This window comes from Lonepinella sp. BR2271 (genome assembly GCF_051851515.1).
Lineage (GTDB): Bacteria > Pseudomonadota > Gammaproteobacteria > Enterobacterales > Pasteurellaceae > Lonepinella.
In genome coordinates this window covers 138738-164492 of record NZ_JBPDVF010000001.1, presented here as the reverse complement: position 1 = coordinate 164492, position 25755 = coordinate 138738, and the positions used below count along the sequence as shown (strand labels likewise).

General features: G+C 40.1%; 23 protein-coding genes and 1 tRNA gene. 8 read left to right on the top strand and 16 right to left on the bottom strand.

Translation table 11 applies throughout. The features are described 5' to 3' along the window. Positions 1-553 precede the first annotated feature (553 nt). Positions 554-2002: a metalloprotease TldD gene (tldD, locus tag ACTG7X_RS00820; RefSeq protein ID WP_439256666.1), complete on the top strand. Its 1449-nt coding sequence runs from the start codon at positions 554-556 to the stop codon at positions 2000-2002. Between the two features lie 716 nt (positions 2003-2718). Then, on the top strand, positions 2719-3921 hold the full coding sequence (locus ACTG7X_RS00815) for an aspartate aminotransferase family protein (RefSeq protein ID WP_439256665.1): 1203 nt from the start codon (positions 2719-2721) through the stop codon (positions 3919-3921). A 50-nt stretch (positions 3922-3971) separates the two neighbouring features. Here the strand turns inward: ACTG7X_RS00815 and ACTG7X_RS00810 are convergent. Continuing rightward, positions 3972-4048, bottom strand: a tRNA-Met gene (locus ACTG7X_RS00810). Positions 4049-4222: 174 nt separating this feature from the next. On the opposite strand from ACTG7X_RS00810, the gene mltA reads away from it, so the two are divergent. From mltA to znuA, 3 genes are all read left to right on the top strand, one after another. Further along, positions 4223-5332 (top strand): murein transglycosylase A, encoded by a 1110-nt coding sequence (gene mltA / locus ACTG7X_RS00805; protein ID WP_439256664.1) that lies wholly within the window; start codon positions 4223-4225, stop codon positions 5330-5332. A gap of 4 nt (positions 5333-5336) precedes the next feature. Further along, the gene (gene tcdA / locus ACTG7X_RS00800) at positions 5337-6110 is read left to right on the top strand and encodes a tRNA cyclic N6-threonylcarbamoyladenosine(37) synthase TcdA (RefSeq protein WP_439256663.1); all 774 of its coding nucleotides are present in this window, start codon (positions 5337-5339) and stop codon (positions 6108-6110) included. Positions 6111-6199: 89 nt separating this feature from the next. Continuing rightward, positions 6200-7168 (top strand): zinc ABC transporter substrate-binding protein ZnuA, encoded by a 969-nt coding sequence (znuA, locus tag ACTG7X_RS00795; RefSeq protein WP_439256662.1) that lies wholly within the window; start codon positions 6200-6202, stop codon positions 7166-7168. Between the two features lie 86 nt (positions 7169-7254). Here the strand turns inward: znuA and argG are convergent, their stop codons facing one another. From argG to pmbA, 13 genes are all read right to left on the bottom strand, one after another. Next, positions 7255-8586 (bottom strand): argininosuccinate synthase, encoded by a 1332-nt coding sequence (gene argG / locus ACTG7X_RS00790; RefSeq protein WP_439256661.1) that lies wholly within the window; start codon positions 8584-8586, stop codon positions 7255-7257. Between the two features lie 86 nt (positions 8587-8672). After that, entirely contained in the window at positions 8673-9470 is a 798-nt protein-coding gene (locus ACTG7X_RS00785) for an SDR family NAD(P)-dependent oxidoreductase (RefSeq protein ID WP_439256660.1), read from the bottom strand. Between the two features lie 64 nt (positions 9471-9534). Continuing rightward, complete coding sequence (locus ACTG7X_RS00780; protein ID WP_439256659.1) at positions 9535-10395, bottom strand: phosphoribosylaminoimidazolesuccinocarboxamide synthase; 861 nt, start codon at positions 10393-10395, stop codon at positions 9535-9537. Between the two features lie 287 nt (positions 10396-10682). Then, positions 10683-11768, bottom strand: a complete 1086-nt coding sequence (locus ACTG7X_RS00775) for a hypothetical protein (RefSeq protein ID WP_439256658.1) — start codon at positions 11766-11768, stop codon at positions 10683-10685. A 70-nt stretch (positions 11769-11838) separates the two neighbouring features. Continuing rightward, positions 11839-12444 carry a hypothetical protein gene (locus ACTG7X_RS00770; protein WP_439256657.1) on the bottom strand — a complete coding sequence of 202 codons (606 nt, stop codon included), beginning with the start codon at positions 12442-12444 and terminating at the stop codon, positions 11839-11841. 9 nt (positions 12445-12453) lie between these two features. Beyond that, entirely contained in the window at positions 12454-13317 is an 864-nt protein-coding gene (locus ACTG7X_RS00765) for a hypothetical protein (protein WP_439256656.1), read from the bottom strand. 387 nt (positions 13318-13704) lie between these two features. Further along, positions 13705-15033 carry a glutamyl-tRNA reductase gene (gene hemA / locus ACTG7X_RS00760; RefSeq protein ID WP_439256655.1) on the bottom strand — a complete coding sequence of 443 codons (1329 nt, stop codon included), beginning with the start codon at positions 15031-15033 and terminating at the stop codon, positions 13705-13707. A gap of 235 nt (positions 15034-15268) precedes the next feature. Beyond that, positions 15269-15694, bottom strand: a complete 426-nt coding sequence (gene ndk / locus ACTG7X_RS00755; RefSeq protein WP_439256654.1) for a nucleoside-diphosphate kinase — start codon at positions 15692-15694, stop codon at positions 15269-15271. A 1-nt stretch (position 15695) separates the two neighbouring features. Then, positions 15696-16997, bottom strand: coding sequence for an aminopeptidase PepB (pepB, locus tag ACTG7X_RS00750; RefSeq protein ID WP_439256653.1), 1302 nt, complete (start codon positions 16995-16997; stop codon positions 15696-15698). A 75-nt stretch (positions 16998-17072) separates the two neighbouring features. Next, positions 17073-17642 (bottom strand): GTP pyrophosphokinase, encoded by a 570-nt coding sequence (locus ACTG7X_RS00745; RefSeq protein WP_439256652.1) that lies wholly within the window; start codon positions 17640-17642, stop codon positions 17073-17075. Between the two features lie 17 nt (positions 17643-17659). After that, positions 17660-18808, bottom strand: a complete 1149-nt coding sequence (locus tag ACTG7X_RS00740; RefSeq protein WP_439256651.1) for a 5-methyltetrahydropteroyltriglutamate--homocysteine S-methyltransferase — start codon at positions 18806-18808, stop codon at positions 17660-17662. Positions 18809-18871: 63 nt separating this feature from the next. Beyond that, positions 18872-19411: a hypoxanthine phosphoribosyltransferase gene (gene hpt, locus ACTG7X_RS00735; RefSeq protein WP_386697127.1), complete on the bottom strand. Its 540-nt coding sequence runs from the start codon at positions 19409-19411 to the stop codon at positions 18872-18874. A gap of 218 nt (positions 19412-19629) precedes the next feature. Beyond that, positions 19630-20991 (bottom strand): metalloprotease PmbA, encoded by a 1362-nt coding sequence (gene pmbA, locus ACTG7X_RS00730; protein ID WP_439256650.1) that lies wholly within the window; start codon positions 20989-20991, stop codon positions 19630-19632. Positions 20992-21079: 88 nt separating this feature from the next. Here pmbA and yjgA point away from each other — a divergent pair, with 88 nt between their 5' ends. Further along, the gene (gene yjgA, locus ACTG7X_RS00725) at positions 21080-21613 is read left to right on the top strand and encodes a ribosome biogenesis factor YjgA (RefSeq protein ID WP_439256649.1); all 534 of its coding nucleotides are present in this window, start codon (positions 21080-21082) and stop codon (positions 21611-21613) included. A 34-nt stretch (positions 21614-21647) separates the two neighbouring features. Here the strand turns inward: yjgA and ACTG7X_RS00720 are convergent, their stop codons facing one another. Further along, complete coding sequence (locus ACTG7X_RS00720) at positions 21648-22958, bottom strand: hemolysin family protein (protein ID WP_439256648.1); 1311 nt, start codon at positions 22956-22958, stop codon at positions 21648-21650. A 141-nt stretch (positions 22959-23099) separates the two neighbouring features. On the opposite strand from ACTG7X_RS00720, the gene ACTG7X_RS00715 reads away from it, so the two are divergent. After that, positions 23100-23351: an AbrB/MazE/SpoVT family DNA-binding domain-containing protein gene (locus ACTG7X_RS00715; RefSeq protein WP_439256647.1), complete on the top strand. Its 252-nt coding sequence runs from the start codon at positions 23100-23102 to the stop codon at positions 23349-23351. Continuing rightward, the gene (locus ACTG7X_RS00710; protein ID WP_439256646.1) at positions 23348-23698 is read left to right on the top strand and encodes a type II toxin-antitoxin system PemK/MazF family toxin; all 351 of its coding nucleotides are present in this window, start codon (positions 23348-23350) and stop codon (positions 23696-23698) included. Before ACTG7X_RS00715 ends, ACTG7X_RS00710 begins: the two co-directional genes overlap by 4 nt. 31 nt (positions 23699-23729) lie before the next feature. On the opposite strand, the gene ligA is transcribed toward ACTG7X_RS00710, so the two are convergent. Next, the gene (gene ligA / locus ACTG7X_RS00705; RefSeq protein ID WP_439256645.1) at positions 23730-25748 is read right to left on the bottom strand and encodes an NAD-dependent DNA ligase LigA; all 2019 of its coding nucleotides are present in this window, start codon (positions 25746-25748) and stop codon (positions 23730-23732) included. Between the last annotated feature and the right edge of the window lie 7 nt (positions 25749-25755).

Below are 25755 nucleotides of genomic sequence, written 5' to 3'. Positions count from 1 at the left end.
GTGCAAAAGAAAGTAGGCAAAGAAAAGCACACCCCGACTTCACCGCTTTTCTTCGCTTATTTGGTATTTTCTTCACGCTAAATTTTGAACTCGCTACGCTCAGACAGGCAAAATTTAGCTAAAAATACCAAAACGCTCAGGCGGTTCAGACGGGGCCCCAAGTTTTGCTCGAGCGTAAATAAAAGTGCGGTTGAAAAATCTACTAAGCTACGGAGTAGCGTTACTATGCTTAACCTAGTACGCTAGTGCTAGGTGTTTTTCCACCTTATTTTATTCTACCACCAATGGGGTCCCCATGTTTGCCGCCTGAAAAGGATTAAATTTGTAGGAAAAGTTGTGCTGTTTGAGCGAAGCGAGTTGACAACTTTTCCGTTAAGCAAATTTAATCCTTTTCAGGAAACAAGGCAAAGTTGGGGGGTGCTTTCTTTTTGCTTACTTTTTCTTTGCACAAGCAAAGAAAAAGTAAGTCGCCATCGGCGAAACCGATTTATACAAAAAACAAATTCTATGTTAAAATCCACCACAACATTCATTAACAAAAACAAAAAACAAAATGCTAAATAACGTCCAACAATCCCTACTCACCCCAAGCAACCTATCCCTACCCGATCTCCAAAACATCTTCGACATCATGTCGCACCGCCAAATCGACTACGCTGATCTCTATTTCCAACTTAGTCAAGATGAAAGTTGGGTGTTAGAAGACAGCATTATCAAAGAGGGCGGTTTTCATATTGATCGTGGTGTGGGCGTACGTGCAGTCAGTGGTGAAAAAACGGGGTTTGCCTATTCTGACCAGATTAATTTAGCCAATTTACAGCAGTGTGCGAATGCGGTAAAAGGTATTGCACTACCTAATCATGGCAATATTATCAAACCATTACGTTTTAATGAAGTGAACGCTATTGCTCGTTATGCGGCGATTAACCCTTTAAATACCTTAAGCAAAGAACAGAAAATTGAACTATTGCATTTGGTGGATCGCACTGCCCGTGCAGAAAGCCCCTATGTGACGAAAGTCACGGCAAATCTCACCGCACTTTATGAAGAAATGTTAGTAGCTGCCACTGATGGCACCTTGGCAACTGATATTCGTCCATTAATTCGCTTGTCCATTTCCGTTATGGTAGAAAAAGACGGTAAACGTGAACGTGGTAGTGCTGGTGTGGGGGCAAGAGTGGGCTTAGACTGGTTTTTTGAATCCTATTTAGGGGAACAGAGAGCCGTTTATTTTGCTAAAGAAGCCGTTCGCCAAGCCTTAGTCAATGTGAATGCAGTATCTGCTCCGTCTGGTTTAATGCCTGTCATTTTGGGTGCGGGTTGGCCTGGGGTGCTATTACATGAAGCAGTTGGTCATGGTTTAGAGGGGGACTTCAACCGTAAAGAAAGTTCATTATTTACCGGCAAAATTGGTGAGTTAGTCACTTCCCCTTTATGTACGATTGTCGATGACGGTACGTTACAACATCGCCGTGGCTCCATCACCGTGGACGATGAGGGTGTTCCAAGTCAATGTAATGTATTGATTAAAGACGGTATTTTACAAGGCTATATGCAAGACAAAATGAATGCCCGTTTAATGGGTGTTGCCCCGACTGGCAACGGTCGCCGTGAAAGCTATGCACATTTGCCGATGCCACGCATGACGAATACTTACATGTTGGCAGGTTCGAGTAAATTTGATGATTTAATTACCAGTGTAGATCAGGGTATTTTTGCACCGCACTTTGGTGGCGGTCAGGTGGATATTACGTCGGGTAAATTTACTTTCTCCATGTCAGAAGCCTATTTAATTGAAAAAGGCAAAATCACTAAGCCAATTAAAGGGGCAACGATGATCGGCAATGGGATTGAAGTCATGCAACAGGTGTCTATGGTGGCGGATAATTTAGAAATCGATCACGGCATTGGGGTGTGTGGTAAGGACGGGCAAAGTGTACCAGTGGGAGTGGGGCAACCAGCTTGTAAGATTGAGAAGATAACGGTTGGGGGAACAAATTAGATTTTTATTTAATTTGTCCTTAACCTTTTTGTTTATGGCTAGATCGGGTTTCGCTGATGGTGACTTACTTTTTTTTGCTTGTGGCAAGTTCGGGTTTCGCCCGATGGGCGACCATACTTTCTTTTGCTTGTGCAAAAGAAAGTAGGCAAAGAAAAGCACACCCCGACTTCACCGCTTTTCTGAGCTTATTTGGTATTTTCTTCACGCTAAATTTTGAACTCGCTACGCTCAGACAGGCAAAATTTAGCTAAAAATACCAAAACGCTCAGGCGGTTCAGACGGGGCCCCAAGTTTCGATCGAGCGTAACAAAAGTGCGGTTAAAAAAATAAATATTTTTTAAGCTACGGAGTAGCGTCACCATGCTTAACCTAGTACGCCAGTGCTAGGTATCTCAAATATACCACTACTTTTTATTCCACCACCCATGGGGTCCCCATGTTTGCCGCCTGAAAATGATTAAATTTGTAGGAAAAGTTGTGCTGTTTGAGCGAAGCGAGTTGACAACTTTTCCGTTAAGCAAATTTAATCATTTTCAGGAAACAAGGCAAAGTTGGGGTGTGCTTTCTTTTGCCTACTTTTCTTTGCACAAGCAAAGAAAAGTACGGTCGCCATCGGCGAAACCGATTCCAATTAAAAAAACTGAATTTTTATTCAAAACTATTGCATAAAAAATCAAATCCTTTTATCCTATCTAAAAAAATAAAGGAAGATCAAAATGCCCCAATACAACAGACAAACATTCGATCAAGTCATGATCCAAAACTACACCCCCGCCAACTTCATCCCAATCAAAGGAAAAGGCAGCTACGTCTGGGATCAAAACGGCAAAGAATATATTGACTTCACCAGTGGCATTGCCGTTAATTCACTCGGTCACTGCCCTGATGAAATTGTGGAGGTACTCAAAGCCCAAAGCGAAAAATTATGGCATTCAAGCAACTGGTTTACCAGCGAACCTACGCTTGCTCTTGCCAGTAAAATGGTGCAACATACTTTTGCAGAGCGTGTCATGTTCGCCAATTCAGGTGCAGAAGCCAATGAGGCGGCATTAAAATTAGCTCGCCGTTATGCAGTAGATAACTACGGTTATCAAAAATCGACCATTATCTCCTTTAAACAAAGTTTCCACGGTCGTACGCTATTTACCGTCAGCGTTGCAGGACAACCGAAATATTCTGATGGCTTTGGTCCAAAACCAGCAGATATTATTCATGTTAAATTTAATGATTTAGCCAGCGTAAAAGCGGTGATTGATGATCGTTGCTGTGCGGTGATTGTCGAACCTATCCAAGGTGAAAGTGGGATTATTCCTGCTACCACAGAATTTTTACAAGGCTTACGTCAACTTTGTGATGAAAATAACGCCTTGTTGATTTTTGACGAAGTACAAACAGGCGTGGGGCGTACTGGCTATCTGTATGCGTATCAAAAATATGGTGTCATCCCTGATATTCTCACCACGGCCAAAGCCTTAGGTAATGGCTTTCCAATTAGTGCTATGCTGACCACCACAGAAATTGCTAAAAGTTTTGCACCAGGGGTACATGGCACCACCTTTGGGGGAAATCCATTGGCTTGTGCCATAGCCGAAAAAGTGATTGATACCATTGCTAATGATAAATTCTTGGCTCAAGTTAACCGCACTTCTGCCCTATTTAAAGCCGAATTAGCCAAATTAAACCAGCAATTTCATTTATTTAAGGAAATTAGAGGCGAGGGGTTATTAATTGGTGCAGAATTAGTTGAAAAATACCAAGGCAAAGCAAGTGATTTCGTCAACGTGGCGGCAGAAAACGGCTTAATGATTTTAGTGGCTGGACCGAATGTGTTACGTTTTGCACCCGCATTAAATATCAATGAACAAGATCTCTTACAAGGGATTGAGCGATTAACCAAAACCTTAAAATGTTTCGCCTAAAATAAAATGTAAAAAAGCGTTAACCTTGTGATTAACGCTTTTTTTGAATTTGGTTGCGGGGGCCGGATTTGAACCAACGACCTTCGGGTTATGAGCCCGACGAGCTACCAAGCTGCTCCACCCCGCGTCTGATGCGGTGTAATATACACTGAAAAATCCGCAATGCAAGCAAAAATCCCTGAAATCCGTTTGTTTGCCGTAAAAACCAACAAAAAGGATAAAAAAAACTAGGGTTAGTGGTTAAATTTTGATAGCATATTGGGTCTTATTTTCGGATTTGTTTAATTTAGGATTTCACCCCATGATATCAAAACGCACCTCATACAAACTGGCAATTCTAACACTTTCTGCCTTATTGGTCGCTTGTTCTTCCCAAAAAACACAACCTCAACAAGCCGTAAAAGCCAATGTAGGCAATACGGACATGCAAAAACTGGGGGCAAAATACAGTGGCCGAACCTATTCCACCGCCGTATTTACCCCCGTATCAAAAATTGATAATAACAGCGCCATTGTGAACTCAAAAAACTTTATTAATCAATTAAATAATGTGCGTAATTATTCAAGCAGTATCACCAATCGTTTCGCCAATAATTATAGCAAAATCCAACAATGGGTAAATGCCGGCGCCAAAGTGAGCGATCTTGCCAAATATGGTATTCATTCCCAAGTGATGTCAGGCATGGATAACTATCAGAATGTGTTGATGACAGGTTACTATTCGCCTGTAATTCACGCACGCCGCACGCCACAAGGCAAATATAATCAGCCGATTTACGCCATGCCAGCCAATAAGCGTTTCTCACGAGCCCAAATTTATGCGGGCGCCTTGGCGGGGAAAGGCTTAGAATTGGCTTACAGCGATTCTATGTTAGACAATTTCTTGCTGGGCGTGCAAGGCAGTGGTTACGTGGATTTCGGGGATGGTCGCTTAAATTACCTCGCTTATGCGGGCCAAAATGGCTTTAAATATACCTCTGTTGGCCGTTTGCTGGTAGAAGATGGCGAAGTGCCGAAAGAACAAATGTCAATTAAAGCCATTCGTGAATGGGGACAACGCAACCCATCTCGTGTGCGAGGCTTGCTAGAACGCAATCCGTCTTATGTGTTCTTCAAAAATGATCCAACGGGACAAGTAAAAGGCTCCGCAGGCGTGCCTTTAGTTTCCATGGCCTCCGTCGCCTCCGATCGCAACATCGTGCCATCAGGTACCGTTTTATTAGTCGAAGTACCAGAAATTGACCGCAATGGTAATTGGACTGGCGCACACAAATTACATCTCATGGTTGCCCTTGATGTCGGTGGTGCAGTCAATGGCCAACACTTTGATTTATATTATGGCATTGGCGATCAAGCGGGCCATTTTGCTGGCTTGACCAAACATTACGGCCGAGTTTGGGTATTACGTTAATTCCATGACAGAAAAAATCGATAATTTTGAACAGCGTTTCGGAGGCATTGGGCGGTTGTATACGCCCAATGGCTTAGCGCAACTACGCCAAAGCCATATTTGTGTGATCGGCATTGGTGGCGTGGGGTCTTGGGTGGTCGAGGCATTGGCTCGTTCAGGTATCGGTAAAATTACCATGATTGATATGGACGACATTTGTGTAACCAATATTAATCGCCAACTACCCGCCTTAACGGGAACTATTGGTAAGTTGAAAACTGAGGTGATGGCGGAACGGATTAACTTAATCAACCCTGAATGCCAAGTTAATATTATTGATGACTTTCTTTCTAGTGAAAATTTAGCCGACTATTTGACCCCAAACTATGATTATGTGATTGACGCCATTGATAGCGTGAAAACCAAATCTGCGTTAATCGCTTATTGTAAACGGAACAAAATCAAGGTGATTACCATTGGTGGCGCAGGTGGACAAACCGATCCAACCCAAATTCAAATTGCTGATTTAAGCAAAACCATTCAAGATCCGCTGTTGGCAAAAGTACGCTCCACCTTACGTAAAGACTACCATTTTAGCCAAAATCCTAAACGAAAATTTGGCGTTGAGGCAGTTTTCTCCACACAGCCATTAATTTTTCCCCAAATGCGTGAAAATTGTGAGATCTCTGCGAGCATGAATTGTGCCAATGGTTTCGGTGCGGCAACCATGATTACGGCAACCTTTGGTTTTTTTGCGGTTTCTCGGGTCATTGATAAATTACTTCATACCACGCAATAATCTTATTTTTTAACAAAAAAAAAGATGGCTTTTTTGTCAAATTTAGCGTAATCTATCCGCACTTTTGGTTATTAAGTAAGGAAATTATTATGTCAAAATTAACAAAAACAGCCATTGCTAGCGCCATTTTAGCCGCTGCATTCAGTGTTCAAGCCGATATTGTCACCTCAGTCAAACCGCTCGGTTTTATTGCCTCTTCCATTGCTGACGGTGTGTTGGATACCCAAATTATCGTGCCTGCAGGCGCCTCTCCTCATGACTATAATTTAAAGCCTACCGATATTCAAAAAATCAAATCGGCAGATTTAGTGTTGTGGATCGGTAAAGACGTCGATAGTTTTTTAACCAAACCTATTGCCCAAGCGGACAGTAAAAAAGTCGTCACCATTGCTGATATCGAGGGCGTCACGGCCTTATTAGAAAAATCCGCCCATCACCATCATCATGATGACGGAGATGATGATCATGATCACGACCATGATGATCACGATCATGACCACGCCGATCACGACGGTCATCACCATGAAGTGGATGAAAATGGCTTAACCGTAAACTGGCATATTTGGTATTCACCAAAAATCAGCCAATTAGTGGCCAATCAATTAGCGGAAAAATTAACCGCTCAATTCCCGGCGAAAAAAGCCTTAATTGCAGAAAACTTGGCGAATTTCAACCGCACTTTGCAAGAGAAAAATAGCGAAATTACCCAACAATTAAGTGCATTTAAAGACAAAGGGTTCTTTGTATTCCATGACGCTTACGGTTACTTCAACAGTGCCTATGGATTAAACCAAACCGGTGCATTTACTATCAATCCTTTAGTGGCTCCGGGCGCCAAAACCATTGCGCATATCAAAGAAGAAATTGAAGAACACAAAGTCAACTGCTTATTTGCGGAACCGCAATTTACCCCGAAAGTGATTAATAGCTTGGCGAAAAGCACGGGCGTGAAAGTCGGTCGTTTAGACCCAATGGGCGACAGCGTGAAATTAGGCAAAAATGCGTATAGCCAATTCTTACAATTTACCGCTGACAGCTATGCGAGCTGCTTAAAATAACAGGAAAACCCAAAGCGACAAGGAACGTCGCCGATAAAAATGCCCCCTTATGGTTACCATCAGGGGGCAAATTATGTCGACAAGATTTATTTCTTCAACTGCGGTAACGCAATTTCTTTTGACACCGCTAACAAGCCAGTGTTTGAATAGATGCCTAACTTATCACGAGTATCTAAAATATCAAGATTACGCATGGTTAATTGACCGATACGATCCACCGGATCAAACGGCGCATTTTCGACTTTTTCCATACTTAAACGTTCAGGGTGATAGGTCATATTTGGTGATGAAGTATTCAAAATCGAATAGTCATTACCACGACGTAATTCTAACACCACTTCACCCGTTACCGCTTTCGCCACCCAACGTTGGGCGGTTTCACGCAACATTAAGGCTTGCGGATCGAACCAGCGACCTTGATACAATAAGCGACCTAAACGCAAACCGTTAATACGATATTGCTCAATGGTGTCCTCGTTATGAATCGCTGTGACTAAACGTTCATAAGCAATGTGGAATAAGGCCATCCCCGGTGCCTCGTAAATACCACGGGATTTAGCTTCAATAATTCGGTTTTCAATTTGATCCGACATACCCAAACCATGGCGACCACCGATACGATTAGCCTCTAAGAAAAGCTCGACGATATTGCTAAAGGTTTTGCCATTTAATGCCACTGGCACCCCTTCTTCAAAACGTACGGTGACTTCTTCTGCTTTGATTTCCACATCTTCACGCCAGAAAGGGACACCCATAATTGGATTCACAATACGAATGCCACGGCTTAAAAATTCCAAATCTTTCGCCTCGTGAGTGGCCCCCAACATATTGGAATCCGTTGAATAGGCTTTTTCCACCGACATTTTGTAATCAAAACCGTTGGCAATCAAGAATTCAGACATCTCATGACGACCGCCCAATTCGTGGATAAATAGATCGTCTAACCAAGGTTTATAGATTTTTAAATTCGGATTAGTTAACAAGCCATAACGATAAAAACGCTCAATATCGTTACCTTTGAACGTAGAACCGTCGCCCCAGATATTCACGTCATCTTCTTTCATGGCTGAAACTAACATGGTACCTGTCACCGCACGGCCCAATGGCGTGGTGTTAAAATAAGCAATTCCGCCCGTAGATACATGGAACGCCCCGGCTTGAATCGCCGCAATCCCCTCATGTGCGAGTTGGCTGCGGCAGTCGATTAAGCGAGCATTTTCCGCCCCATATTCCATGGCCTTTTTCGGAATAGCGTTGTAATCCTCTTCATCTGGCTGGCCTAAATTCGCCGTATAGGCGTAAGGCACGGCGCCTTTCTGACGCATCCATAATAACGCTGCACTGGTATCTAAACCGCCTGAAAAGGCGATACCGACTTTCTGACCTAAGGGAAGATTTTGTAAAATTGTGTTTGACATAACTCGTCCTATATATAGTTAATTAAGGTTTTATTCAATTCATTATGTGCCAAAAAATTGGATTTATCAACCGCACTTTCACCATGCTACATCAAATACGGATCTGGATACTGGTACACAAAATCTAATTCCTGACAAATTTTATCCGCCACAATAATCCGTTGTGGATCCTGCTCTGAACATTCAAAGTGAGGTGGATTCTCGGCAAATTTCTTTGCCATCACGGGGTAATATTCCCCTTTTTTAGGGTGTTGCGGTGCAACCAAATGATATAAACGATGGCCACCATGGGTTTCTAGCAAACTCTGCACCGCCCTTGAACAATCCTCTAAATGCACCAAATTGACTGGGCTGTTGCCTTGTGAATAATGCTTGCCCGCCATCGCATGCACTGGATGGCGATCTTTGCCAATCAATCCACCGAAACGCACCACGTCTACATCAATATCCTGCAAAGTAAACAAGACTTGTTCAATCTCATGCAAAGGCGAAAATGGCGCTTGACATTGTTCATCAAACCGCCCACTTTGCATGGGTAAAACCGAAGTAGAACTGATAAAAATAATATGATTTACTCCACATAACAGGGCCTCATTCACCAGATTTTCAATGCCTTGCGTATAACTTTCCGCATCAAAAAAATAGTCGCTAGGCGGAATATTAATCACCAAACTATCCACCGACAACAAGGCTGTTAACTCGTCAGGATCGGCATTAATTTCTGGTTCCAATCGCAGTTGGTAAGTTTCCAACCGCCATAGACGCATTTCCTCCACACCCTCGTGAGTACGCTTACTGCCTTTCACTTTCCAGCCCAAATTGCGTAAATCGCAAGCCAGTGGCAAACCAAACCAACCTAGCCCAACAATGGCTACCGTTCGCATAATATTCCTTTATGTCCCCCTTTCATTCCCCTACGGGTGAAGAAAATGACCAAAAGTCAGCCAACTATTGCGTCAATAAATCCAAGGCCTCTTGATATTTTGCCACGGTTTTCTCAATCACATCCGCTGGCACTTTTGGCGCAGGCGGTTGCTTATTCCAACCACTTTGCTCCAACCAGTCACGCACAAATTGCTTATCAAAGGACGGCGGATTGGTGCCTTCTTGATAAGTGTCCACCGACCAAAAACGGCTAGAATCTGGCGTTAACACCTCGTCCATCAAGGTCAATGTCCCGTTTTCATCTAAACCAAATTCAAATTTAGTGTCGCAAATAATAATCCCTTTCGTCAAGGCATAATTTGCCGCCGCTTTATATAAGGCAATCGCAGAATCACGCACTTGCGCCGCTAACTCCGCCCCAATTTGACGTTCACATTCTGCATAACTAATATTAATATCGTGATCGCCCACCTCTTCTTTGCTAGACGGCGTAAAAATCGGTTCGGGCAATTTGCTTGCCTCCACTAACCCTTTCGGCAGTTCCAAGCCACAAATCGTGCCAGTTTGTTTATAATCTTTTAAGCCAGAACCCGTTAAATAACCACGCACAATGCTTTCAATTTTAATCGGCGTTAAACGTTTACACACCACCGCCCGATCTTTCACTAAATCCGCCTCGGCTTTTGGTAACACATCATACACCGTATCGCCAGTAAAATGATTCGGCATAATATGAGCTAATTTGTTAAACCAAAAATTAGAAATTTGGGTCAGAATCTCGCCCTTACGTGGAATCGGATCATCCAAAATCACATCAAATGCCGACAGCCGATCCGTCGCCACCATTAACATCCGTTTATCATCAATTTCATAAAGATCACGCACTTTGCCCGAATAGATTTTTTTAAGACTTAATTCTGCCATTGGATTACCCTTGTTTGAGAAAATAAAAGGTGAAATAAAAAACTGCGGTAAATTATACCGCAGTTTTCAAGCAAAAAAAGCAAACGTTTGCATTTTGGTGGGAAATTTTTGTGAATCACGTTTATTATGTTGATTTAATTAAAGTTTGTAACCAGCCTTGTAACGATTTAAATGCAAGTAACACACTATTTTACCTACTATTGTCGTCTACTATGCCCAGATATTAATACGAGTTATTATATTTTCCCTATCTATCCCTACAAAAAGAACTAACAAACCATTACTGATTAATCTCGTGAATCCGCAAAACTCACCTTAATATCTTTTAATGCTTTTATTTGTTCCGTTTTTAATTTAAATCTTAAATAGGCTTTGAGTTTTTGCTCTGAATTTGTAGGAAAATATTCTGGTTTAAACTTAATATTGTACATCCATAATATGTAATAGCTATTTTTACTTTTTGAATCAAGAACCTTAACTATCGGTATGAGGCCGTGGTTGTTATATTCATCTCCTCCATAGAATGTTGCCATGGATTCTAAATCTTTATCAATAAGTTCCAATTTTATATAGTTATATGTTTCTCGCCAGATATTGACTACTTTTTTAAATATCACATTATGTTTATCAAAAGAGATTTTATATTTTTCTTTGATAAATCCATTTTCTTTATTTAAAAAGTTTTCGTTCCAAATTCTATATCTTGAATCATTAGGATCTTTAGCTTCTTTTAATATTCGTTTAACCGCTTTCACATAATTTTCATCGGGATAAATATTAACAGGTAGTTCAAGTTCAACTTGGTCACTTTTGGCATTTTTTTGATTGTTTTCGACTAATCGTAGTTTTCCTGCAATATCAATATGCAAAATGGCTTTGTTTTCTTTGATAGGTGTTACTAATAGTTCTTCAACCAAATCTTCGAAATTTTGGGCGGTTTGTTTATTTTTTTCTATTTTGTCCACTTGATTTTGAATATCAGAAAGCAAATCATCATTGACCACATCAGCTGCAACAGCAACTTGCATTTCTTTTAATTGTTCAATCAGCTTCTGGCTTTCAATATCGACAGCAACGGTGGCTTCATAGTCGCCATTGGTGAGTTGATTTTGTGATTTTACGGCGATTTTTTTCACATAAGCATTGGAATAGCCAACCACTTTCTGACTAAAATCATCATTGGTTAATTCTTCTTTATTGACAATATATTCGCCCACACTGAATTTTATGGCGTTAGTCACGGCATCTTGTTTCGCTTGCTCTGCTGTTGCACCAGTTCCTGTGGCTTCAAAAACTTGAGCATGGGATAAAGCAGGCAAGAATAATGAAAGAAGAAAGGCAATTTTGTGTGTTTTTAATGATTGATTTAACATGATTTTTATCCTTATTTCCCTATAAAAAAGACTAACGAAAGGAATAGTTAGTCTTTAATATATTTAGTTTTTAGAAATTATCGTAGTTTTTCGCTTTGCGAATTTCTCTGCCACCTTGTTGTTCACCAGATAATCCGCCAGCGGCTGTGCCGTTACTGGTTTTTCCGCCCGTTAAATCCGTGTTTAGATTATTATTGATTTCATCGGCAACTTTTTGTGTTCTTGGACTATAACCCACTTCAACAAGAACGGTTTTATTGTCTTTGTTGACATCGGTTTTTAAGGTTACCACGCCTTTTAACGTGGCTTCAGCATTCACTTTGATTTTTTCTACAAAATCTTCAACGGTTTCACGATTCACGGTTTTCGTTTGTCCATTGGCTTCGGTTAACATTTTCTCAATATTATCCATGGATTCTTCACTGCTAATCCCTTCTTTTAAGAATTGAGCAATTTTGGCTTTTCCTCGCATTTGAGCTTTAATTTTTGCGGTACGAATATCTTTCGCATCACCAATTTCAAGTTCAGCTTCGCCAATGGAACGTAAACGAGCGAATGAGCCATCTTCATTTAATTCATATGTCACGCCCGTGACACTATCTTCCACTGCTTCTGCTAAGGCGAACGGAGTGGCTAATAAGGAAGCAAGGGCGAGTGTTAATAATGTTTTTTTCATTGTTTTCTCCTAATAATCACGTTGTTTAAAACCTAATTCAATATCTTTTAATTTTTTTAACTCATCCCTTGTTAAACCTAATTCTAAAACACCTACTGCCTTATCAGCAGTAAATGCTCCATCGTATTCGGTGTGAGGATTTAAATCGGGTAACACTTGATCTGTACTTGATATTCTATAGGGAGAGTAAGATTCATCCTCAATATTTATTTCTTCTGTTGTATATTGTTTGAAACTTATTCCATCCTTATCTTTAAATTTTATTTCGATGGTAACAAAATTTTGTTGAATAAGATTAATGACTTTCCTTAGATGTTCCGTTGACTCACTTCTTATTTCAAAGATATTACAATTTTTACATCCATCTATTTTTTGCTTAAGAGTACCTTCTATTATTCTGTCACGGTATTCATCTTTTGTTGGTTTGGCTTCTTGTAACACTCGGCGGTAAGCTTTGATATATTCATTATCCATATAGAATGAAACTGGTAATGTAAATTGAATTTCATCAGTATCTGTATTGATAACTAATTCATTTTTTTCATCTTTAATAGGCTGTAATTTGCCTGTTATATCAATGTGAACAACGGTTTTGTGTTCTTTGATTGGGGAAATGAGCAATTCTTCCACAAGATCTTTAAAATTCTGCTTTGTTTGTTGATTTTGAGCTTCTTTATCAAAATGGTTTTCAACTTCCGACAGAATATCTTGATCTACTGCATTTTCGATAACCACGATTTGCAGTTCTTTTAATTGCTCAATTAATTTTTGACTTTCAATATCAACAGCTACAGCAACTTCATAATCGCCATTGGCTAATTGGTTTTGAGATTTGACTTCGATTCGTTTGACATAGGCGTTGGAATAGCCCACGACTTTTTGATTAAAGTCATCATTGGTGAGTTCTTCTTTGTTGACAACAAACTCCCCTACACTAAATTTGATAGCATTAGTTACTGCGTCTTTTTTAGCAAGTTCTGCAGTTTCACCAACACCTGAGGCTTCAAAAATTTTAGCATTAGCTATTATAGGTAGGAAAAATAAGAGAAATGTAACTATTTTAGTTAAAATGGATTTCTTGATTTCTTGATTTCTTGATTTCTTGATTTCTTGATTTCTTGATTTCTTGATTTCTTGATTTCTTGATTTCTTGATTTTGCATATTTAACCCCGATTAATCTACATAGAGAAATACTTTTTTGAATATATACTTTTATTTTTCTTTTTACAAGTATATTTCATCATAAATGTTTAATCACTTTATTCTGAGGAATCTTCGCTTGCCACACCCAACGCTTGCGAAAAACTCCGCAATCCAGTGGAGTCACCTGCTTTTACCATGCTAGACATGGCTTGGGTTGGGGAGTGAATGAGTTTATTCATTAATTTATAACTTAATTCTTGCAACACTAATTCGGCGTTTTCCCCTTGCTGTAAGGCGTTTAAGGCTTTTTCTAACAAGCCTTGTCTGGTTTGTTCCGCTGTGTCACGATAATGACGAATAAGATTAGAAAACTGATGTACTTTCAACCACTCAAAGAAATCCGCACATTCTTGTTCGATAATCTGATTGGCTTGTGCGGCGGCTTTTTCACGTTGGCCCATATTGTGTTGAATGATATTTTGCAGATCATCTACGCTGTAATGGTAAACACTATCCAGATCGCTTACGCTTTCTTCCACATCCCTTGGCACCGCAATATCCACCACCAACATAGGGGTATTTCGGCGTTGTTTTTGAGCCATTTTGACCATCTGTTTGGTAATCAAAATTTGCTCAGAGGCCGTGGATGAAATCACAATATCCGCTTGATTCAAGCCATCTTGCAGTTGTGCCAAACTCATGATTTGAATTTGTTCACCCTGATCTAAACGGCTCACCAATGCTTCAGCTCGAGATAACGTGCGGTTGGCAATAATGATTTTTTTGACGCCATGACGTAACAGGTGACGACTAACCAATTCAATGGTTTCCCCTGCTCCCACAAGCAATACGGTTAAAGTTTTTAGTTGTTCAAAAATTTGGCGAGCCAAGCTACAAGCCGCATAGGCCACGGAAACTGCACTTTCACCGATATTGGTTTCACTGCGAACACGTTTTGCGACAGCAAAGGTTTTTTGGAATAAACGAGAAAATTCACTGGTTAACGTATTATCAGATTGTGCTTGATAATATTCTTCCGCTAATTGATAGGCTTGTTTCACTTGCCCGAGAATTTGTGGTTCACCTAAAATCAAGGAATCCAACCCACAAGCCACCGACATCAGGTGTTTTACGGCGTTTTTATCTTGATGCAAATATAAACAGGTTTTGAGTTCGGCTAAATCAATTTGATGAATTTGGGCAAACCACGCCACCACCTGTTCAAGAAAATCTTGCATCTGTTGGGTTTCGACGGGAGAAAGATGTTTATTATGAAGATAAATTTCAGTTCGATTACAAGTGGATAAAATCACTGCACTTTGTGCCAAACCCAATTGCTGAATTTGTTGCAAGGCAAGCTGACGTTTTTCCTGCGAAAACGCCACTTTTTCCCGCAATCCCACGCTTGCGGTTTTGTGATTAATGCCGAGAACCAAAATTGTCATTGAAAAATACCTAAAAAGCGGTAGAACTATCTGATTTTCATAGCGAAAACCGAATATAATGCGTATTTTAACGGAAAAAAATCATAAAATATACAATAATTGTTTTTAATCAGAATCGTTTGTATTTCTATAAATTTAGGGCAAAAATTACGAACCTAGTGAATAGTGCAGAAAAGAGAAATTAACAGAATTGACACCGCACTTTAGGCAAAATGCGGTGTTTTTTTCGTCCTTTTTATCGTGGGCAGATTTCACTTTCCACAAAGAAATAGGCAATTTCACGAGCAGCGCTGTCGGAACTGTCGGAGCCGTGGACAGAATTGCGTGTTTTACTTTGAGCAAAGTCACGTCGAATAGTGCCCTCGGCTTGTTTAGCGGGATCCGTGGCGCCAATCAGGGTGCGATAATCCTGAATAGCATTTTCCTTTTCTAACACCGACACCACCACGGGACCAGACATCATATAGTCCACAAGGCCAGCAAAAAAATCTTTGCCTTGGTGTTCGGCATAAAATCCCTCGGCTTGCGCTTGGGTTAAATGCAACATTTTGGCGGCCAAAATTTGAAAACCCGCCTCTTCAAAACGCATTAAAATTTTGCCAACCAAATTACGCTCCACGGCGTCAGGTTTAATAATCGATAATGTACGTTCTATTGTCATTTTACACTCCCTGTTTTGCTTTAGTTAAAAGTAAATTTGCCAAGGTTTGTACACCAATGCCGGTTGCGCCCACTGCCCATAGATCACTCGGTGATTTGCGATAGGTGGCGGAACAATCAAGGTGTAACCAATGTTGTTGATAATTTTTTACGAAGTAAGATAAAAATGCCGTCGCCGTACTGGCTCCCGCACTCACGGCCAAGGAGCCAGAGTTAGCAATATCCGCAAAGGCTGTGGAGATTTGTCCACGGTGTAATTCTGCAAAAGGTAAACGCCAGAATGGTTCTTGCGCTTGATCGGCGGATTGTAATAAATCGGCGACTAATTGGTCATCCATGGAAAGCACAGAATGGTAGTCATTGCCCACCGCCACTTTCGCCGCACCGGTTAACGTTGCGGCGTCAATGATAAATTGTGGTTGCTGTGAATCGGCCTCAATTAAGCCATCCGCCAACACTAAACGCCCCTCGGCGTCGGTGTTAGTCACTTCCACTGTCACGCCATTACGATAATGAATAATATCGTTTAATTTAAAGGCGTTGCTGCTAATCATGTTTTCTGCGCAACATAAATACAATTTCACCCGAGCATTTAATCCTTGTGCAATGGCCAAGCCCAATGCGCCCGTTAATAAGGCCGCACCGCCCATATCGGCTTTCATACTTTCCATGCTATTGCTTGGTTTTAAACTATAACCACCGGTATCAAAGGTAATGCCTTTGCCCACTAAACAGGCCAACACAGGGGCGTTAACATCACCCGTTGGGTTGAAATCTAATTGCAACATCACAGGTGCATTGGCGGATCCTTTACCGACCGTCCAAATACCATGATAGCCTTGTTCATGTAAATCTTTGCCTTTAATAATTTTATAACTTAACTCGCCCGCTTGCCAATCTTCCGCTTGCTGTTGAATAAATTGTACCGCTCGATTGGCCAACACTTCTGGAGTTAATACATCTGATGGTAAATTAATGATTTCACGAACAAAATCACCACTTTCAATTAGCTCAAGTAATTTTTCATTTTCCGTTTCATCTAACTCAGGAAAATCTACCTCAAAATCTTGTTTAGCGGTATAGAACCCTTGATAAAACGCCCAACAACTATCCGCATTCCAATTTTCGCCGATTAATTCCGCTTGATTTATGCCTTGACCACGTAATTTACGTGCAGCTTTTTGGATTAAAGTGCGGTCAAAATTTTCAGAGAAATGAATAATGGCTTGATTTTGTTGAAAGGTTAAAAAGGTATTTTTGCCCCATACATTATCGGGGGCTTGAGAAGAAAGTAAAATTTGCATCGCTTATTATCCTTGTTATATAAAATAAAAAACTGATATAAACAATATACCAGTTTTTTTGGAAAATGTGATAAATTAGTGAAACAAATTCACAAAATTTCGTTTATATTTACGATGGCTTTGAATATTACGTTCCGCATCTTTACGATCCCAAATCTGCAGTTCCCATGGATAATAAAAATTACTCGAATTTTTGAAATAAATATGAATCCCCACATACTCATCTTTATCTCGTAAGTACCAGTTTTTTAATCCATATTTTTCTTTCCATTCATCTAATTTATTCATGACTTGGGTAATATCTTCCGTACTGACAATCATTCTTGCCCCAAAAATATCATTCATAATACTATTGACTGGAAAGCCTTCGCTACGTTGTTGAAACCGTTCAATTTTATGTAAAATAGATTCCGATGTTTTGACACGATAAAAATAGGAAATATCCGTTAAATCAGCACGATACAAATAATCATTAATGGCTTCGTGCAGATTTAAACGATAGGCTAATATATGCTCCACAGACATTTTCGCAAGTGTATGTTTTAAATTCACCTTTTGAATTTTCCCTGTTTCAAAATAGTCTTGTGAAAAGGCTAAATGTACCTTATTAATTTCATCAATTAAGCGTTCTATTTTTTCGAGCATATATTTTCCCTACCTAACTACTCGCCCCAAACTTCTTGCACAATATCACGAATAAATGCTAACTTCGCCCATTGTTGCTGTTCGGTCAGAATATTGCCTTCTTCCGTTGATGCAAAACCACATTGCGGACTTAAACATAGTTGATTGATGTCCACATATTGAGTGGCTTCTTTGATGCGAGCAATAATATCATCACGATTTTCAAGTGTACCGTCTTTAGACGTAATTAACCCTAACACCACTTGTTGATCTTTGATAAAGCGTAATGGTTTGAAATCTCCCGCACGATCGCTATCATACTCAAGGAAGAAACCATCTACACGGCAAGTACCAAACAAGGTTTCTGCGACAGGTTCATAACCACCAGCCGAGAACCAAGTGGAACGGAAATTGCCACGACAAATGTGCATGGTAATTGCAATATCATCAGCAGGTTTCGCATCCACAATTTTATTTATCATATAGACATAATCTTTGGCAATTTGGTCTAAATCAAAACCACGCTGTTTATAGGCGGCTCGTTTATCTTCCGCACAAAATTCGCCCCAGCTCGTGTCATCTAATTGTAAATTGCGGCAACCTAATTTGTAGAAAATCTGCATAGCTTTAATATAAGCATTAGCAATATCGTCTAGTAAAAGTTGGTTGTTATTCTCATAACGTGGAATTGCCACATAATCGGTCGCTCGTACATTGGTGATTAAATGCAGCATTGACGGTGATGGAATGGTAAATTTCACTTCTTGACCGTTAGCAATTTGATTAACAGAACGGAAATGTTCGACAAAAGGGTGGCTTTCAGAAAAATCGACTTTATCCACAATTTTTAAGGTTTTCGGGCGAACATTATCATGTTTAAATTGTACCGAAAATTTTTCAGCCTCCACTTCTTCCACACCGTCTAAACCTGCTAAAAAATCTAAATGCCAGAAAGTACGGCGAAATTCTCCGTCTGTTACTGCATGTAATCCCACGCTTTTTTGATGTTCCACCAATTTAGCAATTTCTTTATCTTCAACCTTAGTTAACTCCGCACAAGAAATATCACCACAACTACATTGTTGGCGAGCTTGCTTAATTTCATCAGAACGTAAAAAACTGCCGACAATGTCAAAACGATAAGGGGCTTTGCTACGTAAGGTGGCTGTTGGGAATAATTTACTCATCTTGTTTCCTTTCTTTTTTATGATTATTAAATCTAACAAAAAATACACCGCACTTTTGCTGGCTTATTCTTCTAATATCACTTTACCGATAAAACTTAAATTACGATAACGTTGAGCATAGTCAATACCATAACCGATAACAAACTCATTCGGAATGGCAAATCCCACCCATTCTACTGGCACGTCGACTTCACGGCGTGATGGTTTATCTAATAAGGTGCAAATGGCAAGACTGGCTGGATCGCGGAGTTCTAGGATTTTGCGGACTTTTTCGAGCGTGTAACCTGAATCAATAATATCTTCCACAATTAACACATGTTCACCCTTAATATCACCATTTAAATCTTGGGTAATTTTTACATCATGATTGGTACTCATGCCGATACCATAACTTGATGTGGTCATAAATTCTACTTCGAGCGGTAAGTCAATTTTACGCACTAAATCTGCCATAAACATAAATGAGCCACGTAATAAACCGACGACAATCAATTTATCCACTTTCTTTTGTTGATAAAAAGCGGTAATTTCCGCACCGAGCTGATCAATTTTAGCAAGCACATCTTGCTCTGAAATCAGGACTTCAACATGATGTTTTTTCATAAGGGTCTCTCTATATAAAAATCTACGAACTACTATATCACAACGGTATAAAGAGAAAATAAAAAAATCAAAAAAAAGACCGAAGTGATAACACCTCGGTCTTAAACCCTAACGAATTTACTTTCTACTCTACCTGTTTAGCTACCTATGTCTTAACAGATGTGTGTATATTAATATATAAAATAACCTCTGTCAATAAGAATTATTATCATTTTTAATTAATTTCCAGAAATTTTCATTTCTTCCAATAAAATTGAGCCAGTTTGAATATTGGAACGGGTTTCAATGTCATCACCCACCGCCACCAAATGCTCAAACATCTGTTTTAAATTGCCCGCAATGGTGATTTCTGAAACGGGATATTGAATTTCACCCTTTTCCACCCAAAAGCCCGATGCACCACGAGAATAATCACCGGTGACCATATTCACACTCTGCCCCATTAAATCAGTCACTAACAAGCCTGTTCCCATTTGGTTTAAAAGTGCGGTTAAATTTCCTTGAGAATTTGGTTTAACCAACCAATTATGAATACCGCCTGCATGTCCCGTGCTTTGCATAGCTAATTTTTTACCGCTGTAACTGGTTAATAAATAAGTTTGCAAAATACCGTCTTGAATAATCTCCAAATCTTGCGTTCTCACGCCCTCGCTATCAAACGGTGTAGAAGCTAAACCACTTAACAAATGCGGACGTTCGCTAATTTGAAACCAATCAGGCAACACTTTTTGTCCAAGTTTATCTAACAAAAAGCTGTTTTTGCGATATAGACTGCCACCACTAATCGCCGTCGCTAAATGCCCAATTAACCCTGTTGCGACATCATTAAGAAAAATCACTGGTGCCGTTTGGGTGGCAATTTTTTGCGGTCGTAAACGAGCAATGGCTTTCTTCGCTGAATTTTGCCCTACCCATTCAGGTGCAGCTAACGCATGAGCTTTACGGGAAATTGTGTATTCGTAATCACTTTCTAATAAATCATCAACACCACCCAATACTGAGCAAGACAACGAATAACGGCTTGATAAATGACTTTGCAACATACCATGGCTATTCCCATACACCCGAACTCCCGTATGGGAATTAAAAGCCGCACCATTACTGTTGACAATCCGCCGATCATATTGCAAAGCGGCGGTTTCCGCTTGTAAGGCTAATTCCACTGCCCGATCTACATCAATATCAGTGGGGTGATATAAATCTAAATCAGGTGCATGAAATGCCATTAAGGCTTTATCGGCTAAACCCGCACAATCATCGGGAGACGTATATTTAGCAATCGCTAATGCCGCATCAACGGCGGATTTAATTGCTGGCTGGCTTAAATCCGATGTGGATGCGTTGCCTTTTTGTTGCCCCAAGTACACCGAAATGCCTAAAGCTCCGTCATTATTAAATTCTACGTTTTCGACTTCTTGCAACCGAGTAGAAACCGAAAGCCCACTGACTTTGGTCACAGCCACTTCTGCCGTTGCCCCTGCTTTTTGAGCCAACTCGACCGCATAACTCACCGCCGCACGTAATTCTTGTTCTTGCTGTTTTAAAAGTGCGGTGGAATTTTCCGTATTTTTTTCTGGCATGCTGCGCTTTTCCTTATTATTTATAAATTTGTCGCATTTTAGCTTATTTGCTACAATGTAGCAAAATATCAATGAGAAAGGATAGAAAATGAAAAAACGGGGCAAAAAGCCAGAATTAGATTGGACAGACGAGCAAGAAGAAATTATCTGGGTCAGCAAAAGTGAAATTAAACGTGATGCGGAAGATTTAAAAAAATTAGGCTCAAAATTAGTGGAATTAACCCCTGCTAATTTAGCCAAAGTGCCACTTGATGAAACCTTGTTAGACGCTATTTATTTGGCTCGCCGTTCAGTCAAGGAAGCTAAACGCCGTCAATTACAATTTATCGGCAAATTATTACGCTCAATGGACATAGATCCTATTCAGGAAGCCTTAGATAAAATCGAGAATAAACATAATCAACAGCAAGCCATGCTACATAAAATAGAACATTTACGTGATGATTTAGTAGAAAAAGGTGATGATGAACTGGCACAATTCTTTGACCGACACCCCGATGCTGATCGTCAACATTTACGCAATCTTATCCGTTCCGCTCAAAAAGAAAAAGAACAAAATAAACCACCGAAAGCGTATCGGGAAATTTATCAGTATTTGAAAGAATTGATGTTGGAAAATTAAAAAAACAAGGCACTTAATCCAGTGCCTTTCATCGCTAATTCGTAGCAGAACTCTCTTGCAAATCCTTACGCAACGACACTAACAACTGATCGATTTTAAAGTTTTCCGTATCAATAATTTCAAATTTATATTTGTCATATAATACAGAATCCGTTTTCTTCGGAATTTTCCGCAACATATACATCATAAATCCGCCAATGGTTTCATAATTTTCATCTGCGGGAAACGCTGGAATATCTAAATATCGCATGACATCTTCTAATGGGGTAATACCATCAATAAGCCATGAATGTTCATCACGTTGTACGATCTGTTCTTCTTCGTTAGAGACCAATTCCCCCATAACAATGCTCATCACATCATTTAAGGTAACAATTCCAACCACTAAAGCATATTCATTAACAATAATTGCAAAATCTTCGCCCATTGATTTAAACAATTCTAACACTTCATACAGGGACAATGTATCAGGTACAAATAAGGCTTTACGTAATAATTTAGGATCCGTTAAAGAAACCTGATGATCAGTTAAATACAACGTCAGCAAAGTATGCGATTCCACATAGCCTAAAATTTTATCTAATCCACCATCACAAATCAGTAATTTGGAATGGGCATTTTGGCTAAGGGTATTTAATACCTCTTTTTGATTAAAACTGCGGTCTAAAAAAACAATATTTTCACGGGTTGTCATGGTTGATGTTACCGTGCGAGCTTGCATATCGAAAATATTTTCAATTAAATATTGCTCTTGTGCTTTTAACACCCCTGATTCAGCTCCCGCTTCCACCAAAGCCACAATATCTTCAGAAGTCATATTATCTTCACGCACGGTAGAAATTCGTAACAAACGAAAAATGGCATTCGCTAAGGCATCAAAAATCAAGACGAGAGGTTTAAAAATAAAAATACAAACTCGCATCACCCCAACGGTTTTCATGGCAATTTGTTCTGGATAACTCATGGCAAGCCGTTTGGGTATCAGATCTGCGACTAAAATAAAAGCGATGGTCACTACAATAAATGCAATCCAAGAAGAAACGCTTTCGACCCATTCAGCCTGTGTATATAGGCTAAGGACTTTCACAAAATAAGGATTAAGAGAACTCTCCCCGACCATACCGCCTAAAATTGCCACCATATTTAAGCCAATTTGCACGACAGTAATAAAACGCCCCGGTTTTTCTTGCAGTTGTAATACTTGCATGGCTCTTAAATCACCCTCATTGGCAAGCACTTGTAACTTCACTTTTCTCGCCCCAGCAAGAGAAATTTCTGCCGAAGAAATCACCGCACTGATTATAATCAACAATAAAATGATTAAAATTGCTTCAAATAATTCCATAAAATTCTATTCTGTATTTAACGTTAAACCGAGTATTCTATTGCGATTACCCTTGTTCAGCAAGCTCTTTTACTTTTGCATATTGCAATAATTGCGTAAGTATCTATAATGTAGATACTTAACTTCATCATGGAGAAAGAAATGCAACTACAAATTCGTAAATGGGGAAACAGTGCTGCTGTGCGTTTACCACAGGCGATATTAGCCCAATTTCATCTGAATGAGAATGATTGTTTTGATGTAGAAATGCAAAATAATCGTCTTGTACTTCGCCCTATTCCCCCCCAAAAAATACGTTACGATATTCGTACTCTAATGGCAGAAATGAATGGCAATTTGCCAATGATTGAGGGTTGGGAAGAAATGCCCGCTGTAGGTAAAGAATTAGAATGACTATTCCAAAACGTGGCGATATTATTCACTTGCAATTTGACCCAGCCACAGGTCGAGAAATGCAAGGTAAACATTATGCGTTAGTGATTAGCAACCATTATTTTAACCAACAAGGTTTAGCCGTGGTTTGCCCTATTTCACAAGGCAGTGCCGATTTCGCCCGTTCTCATGGTACATTGGTAAGCCTAATGGGAACAGGAACGCATACCCAAGGAGCTATCCATTGTCATCAAATCAAATCCCTTGATTGGAAAGCACGACAAGCCAAACGTAAAGAAAGTGTACCCGATTTTATTATGGATGATGTACAAGCTAGACTGGATGCAATGTTTGATGATGTGGATTAGGGAGAATTATTCCCCTAATCCAACCGCACATTTACTGATATTCTGCGACAAAATCCAAAAACCGCTGTTCGTCCCAAATTTGGACACCTAATTGTTGGGCTTTGGTCAGTTTTGATCCTGCTGAATCGCCTGCAATCACAATATCGGTTTTTGCTGACACACTGCCACTCACTTTCGCTCCGAAAGATTGCAATAACGCTTTGGCATCATTGCGTCCCATTTGAGTTAAGGTTCCCGTTAATACCACGGTTTTACCGTTTAACGGATTTTCACCAATGTCTTTTTCTTCCACATCGTCCCAATGGACACCTTGTGCAATTAAATCATTCACTACGTCTAAATTATGTTGTTCACGCCAGAACACATAAATCCGATTTGCCACAACGATGCCCACATCTGGTACGGCTTGTAATTGTTCTAAATCTGCTTGTTGAAGTGCGGTGAGATTTTTGAAATATTTGGCTAAATTCAATGCGGTGGCTTCGCCCACGTCCCGAATACCTAGGGCAAAAATAAAGCGTGCCAAGGTGGTTGACTTGGCTTTTTCTAGGCTATCCAACGCATTTTGAGCGGATTTTTGTCCCATACGTTCTAATCGCATTAAGGTGAAAAGATCCAATTTAAATAAATCTGCTGGCGTATGAATAAACTCTCGATCCACTAACTGCTCAATCAGCTTTGCTCCCACGCCGTCAATATCCATGGCTTTGCGAGAAACAAAATGTTTCAAAGATTCCTTACGTTGTGCATCACAAAATAAGCCACCAGTACAACGAGCGACTGCTTCGCCCTCAATTCGCACCACTTGCGAACCACACACGGGGCATTGTGTTGGAAAAATAATTGATTCTGCATTGGCTGGACGGCGATCATGTACCACACCAATAATCTGTGGAATCACATCACCTGCACGGCGGATAATCACGGTATCACCAATGGCAATATCAAGACGTGCAATTTCATCGCCATTATGCAAGGTCGCATTACTCACCGTTACGCCAGCCACGAAAACAGGTTGCAATTTTGCCACAGGCGTAATTGCACCTGTTCGTCCTACCTGAAATTCCACATCTTTTAGTATCGTCATTTCTTCCTGTGCAGGAAATTTATACGCAATCGCCCAACGTGGTGCTTTAGAAATAAAGCCAAGTTCCTGCTGTAACGCAATATCGTTAATTTTTAACACTGTGCCATCAATGTCATAGCCTAAAGTTGGACGTTTTTGTTGAATAGTGCGGTAGAAATTCAACACATTTTCTACCCCATCACAAAGCTGAATTTCTGCATTCACTGGAATACCAATAGATTTAAGCCATTGCAAACGTCCATAATGGGTTTCGGGTAAATCCACCCCTTCGGCAATCCCAATACTATAAGCATTCAGCATTAATGGACGTTGGCTAGTAATTTTCGGATCGAGTTGACGCAACGAGCCAGCGGCAGCATTACGTGGATTAGCAAAGGTTTTCTCCCCTTTGGCTAAAGCTAATTCATTTAATTTTTCAAAGCCTGCTTGTGGCATAAACACTTCACCACGCACTTCTAAACGAGCAGGCGGATGGTCAGTTAATAATTGTAAGGGAATATTGCGAATGGTACGAATATTGGCAGTAATATCTTCTCCCGTGCTGCCATCGCCCCTTGTTGCCGCTTGCGTAAGGACACCATCGACATACAAAATACTCACAGCCAAACCGTCTAATTTTGGTTCACAACAAAATTCAAGGGTTTCTGGCAATAGCACCAAACGATCTTGAATACGTTTTACAAAAGCATAAAATTCTTCATCGGAAAACGCATTATCTAGGGATAACATGGGAATTTCATGGGTAATTTGGCTAAAGCCTGATAATGGTTTTGCCCCGACACGCTGGGTTGGCGAATTGGCGGTGATGAATTCGGGATATTGTTGTTCTAAGGTTTTTAATTGATGAAATAAACGATCATATTCGCTGTCTGGAATTTTTGGTTCATCAAGCACGTGATATTGATATTCGTGATAACGCAATGTTTCACGCAACTGATTCATTTGTTTGGCTATATCCGTCATTTTATTT

Bases quoted from the DNA above. Each gene is read 5' to 3' on its own strand.
- ACTG7X_RS00710 (WP_439256646.1), top strand. From the start codon at position 23,348: ATGACTATTCCAAAACGTGGCGATATTATTCACTTGCAATTTGACCCA.
- tldD (WP_439256666.1), top strand. From the start codon at position 554: ATGCTAAATAACGTCCAACAATCCCTACTCACCCCAAGCAACCTATCC.
- ACTG7X_RS00785 (WP_439256660.1), bottom strand. From the start codon at position 9,470: ATGCGAACGGTAGCCATTGTTGGGCTAGGTTGGTTTGGTTTGCCACTG.
- ndk (WP_439256654.1), bottom strand. From the start codon at position 15,694: ATGACAATAGAACGTACATTATCGATTATTAAACCTGACGCCGTGGAG.
- tcdA (WP_439256663.1), top strand. From the start codon at position 5,337: ATGACAGAAAAAATCGATAATTTTGAACAGCGTTTCGGAGGCATTGGG.
- ACTG7X_RS00720 (WP_439256648.1), bottom strand. From the start codon at position 22,958: ATGGAATTATTTGAAGCAATTTTAATCATTTTATTGTTGATTATAATC.
- ACTG7X_RS00745 (WP_439256652.1), bottom strand. From the start codon at position 17,642: ATGCTCGAAAAAATAGAACGCTTAATTGATGAAATTAATAAGGTACAT.
- hemA (WP_439256655.1), bottom strand. From the start codon at position 15,033: ATGACAATTTTGGTTCTCGGCATTAATCACAAAACCGCAAGCGTGGGA.
- mltA (WP_439256664.1), top strand. From the start codon at position 4,223: ATGATATCAAAACGCACCTCATACAAACTGGCAATTCTAACACTTTCT.
- znuA (WP_439256662.1), top strand. From the start codon at position 6,200: ATGTCAAAATTAACAAAAACAGCCATTGCTAGCGCCATTTTAGCCGCT.
- ACTG7X_RS00815 (WP_439256665.1), top strand. From the start codon at position 2,719: ATGCCCCAATACAACAGACAAACATTCGATCAAGTCATGATCCAAAAC.
- ACTG7X_RS00770 (WP_439256657.1), bottom strand. From the start codon at position 12,444: ATGAAAAAAACATTATTAACACTCGCCCTTGCTTCCTTATTAGCCACT.
- yjgA (WP_439256649.1), top strand. From the start codon at position 21,080: ATGAAAAAACGGGGCAAAAAGCCAGAATTAGATTGGACAGACGAGCAA.
- pmbA (WP_439256650.1), bottom strand. From the start codon at position 20,991: ATGCCAGAAAAAAATACGGAAAATTCCACCGCACTTTTAAAACAGCAA.
- pepB (WP_439256653.1), bottom strand. From the start codon at position 16,997: ATGCAAATTTTACTTTCTTCTCAAGCCCCCGATAATGTATGGGGCAAA.
- ligA (WP_439256645.1), bottom strand. From the start codon at position 25,748: ATGACGGATATAGCCAAACAAATGAATCAGTTGCGTGAAACATTGCGT.
- argG (WP_439256661.1), bottom strand. From the start codon at position 8,586: ATGTCAAACACAATTTTACAAAATCTTCCCTTAGGTCAGAAAGTCGGT.
- ACTG7X_RS00740 (WP_439256651.1), bottom strand. From the start codon at position 18,808: ATGAGTAAATTATTCCCAACAGCCACCTTACGTAGCAAAGCCCCTTAT.
- ACTG7X_RS00715 (WP_439256647.1), top strand. From the start codon at position 23,100: ATGCAACTACAAATTCGTAAATGGGGAAACAGTGCTGCTGTGCGTTTA.
- ACTG7X_RS00775 (WP_439256658.1), bottom strand. From the start codon at position 11,768: ATGTTAAATCAATCATTAAAAACACACAAAATTGCCTTTCTTCTTTCA.
- hpt (WP_386697127.1), bottom strand. From the start codon at position 19,411: ATGAAAAAACATCATGTTGAAGTCCTGATTTCAGAGCAAGATGTGCTT.
- ACTG7X_RS00780 (WP_439256659.1), bottom strand. From the start codon at position 10,395: ATGGCAGAATTAAGTCTTAAAAAAATCTATTCGGGCAAAGTGCGTGAT.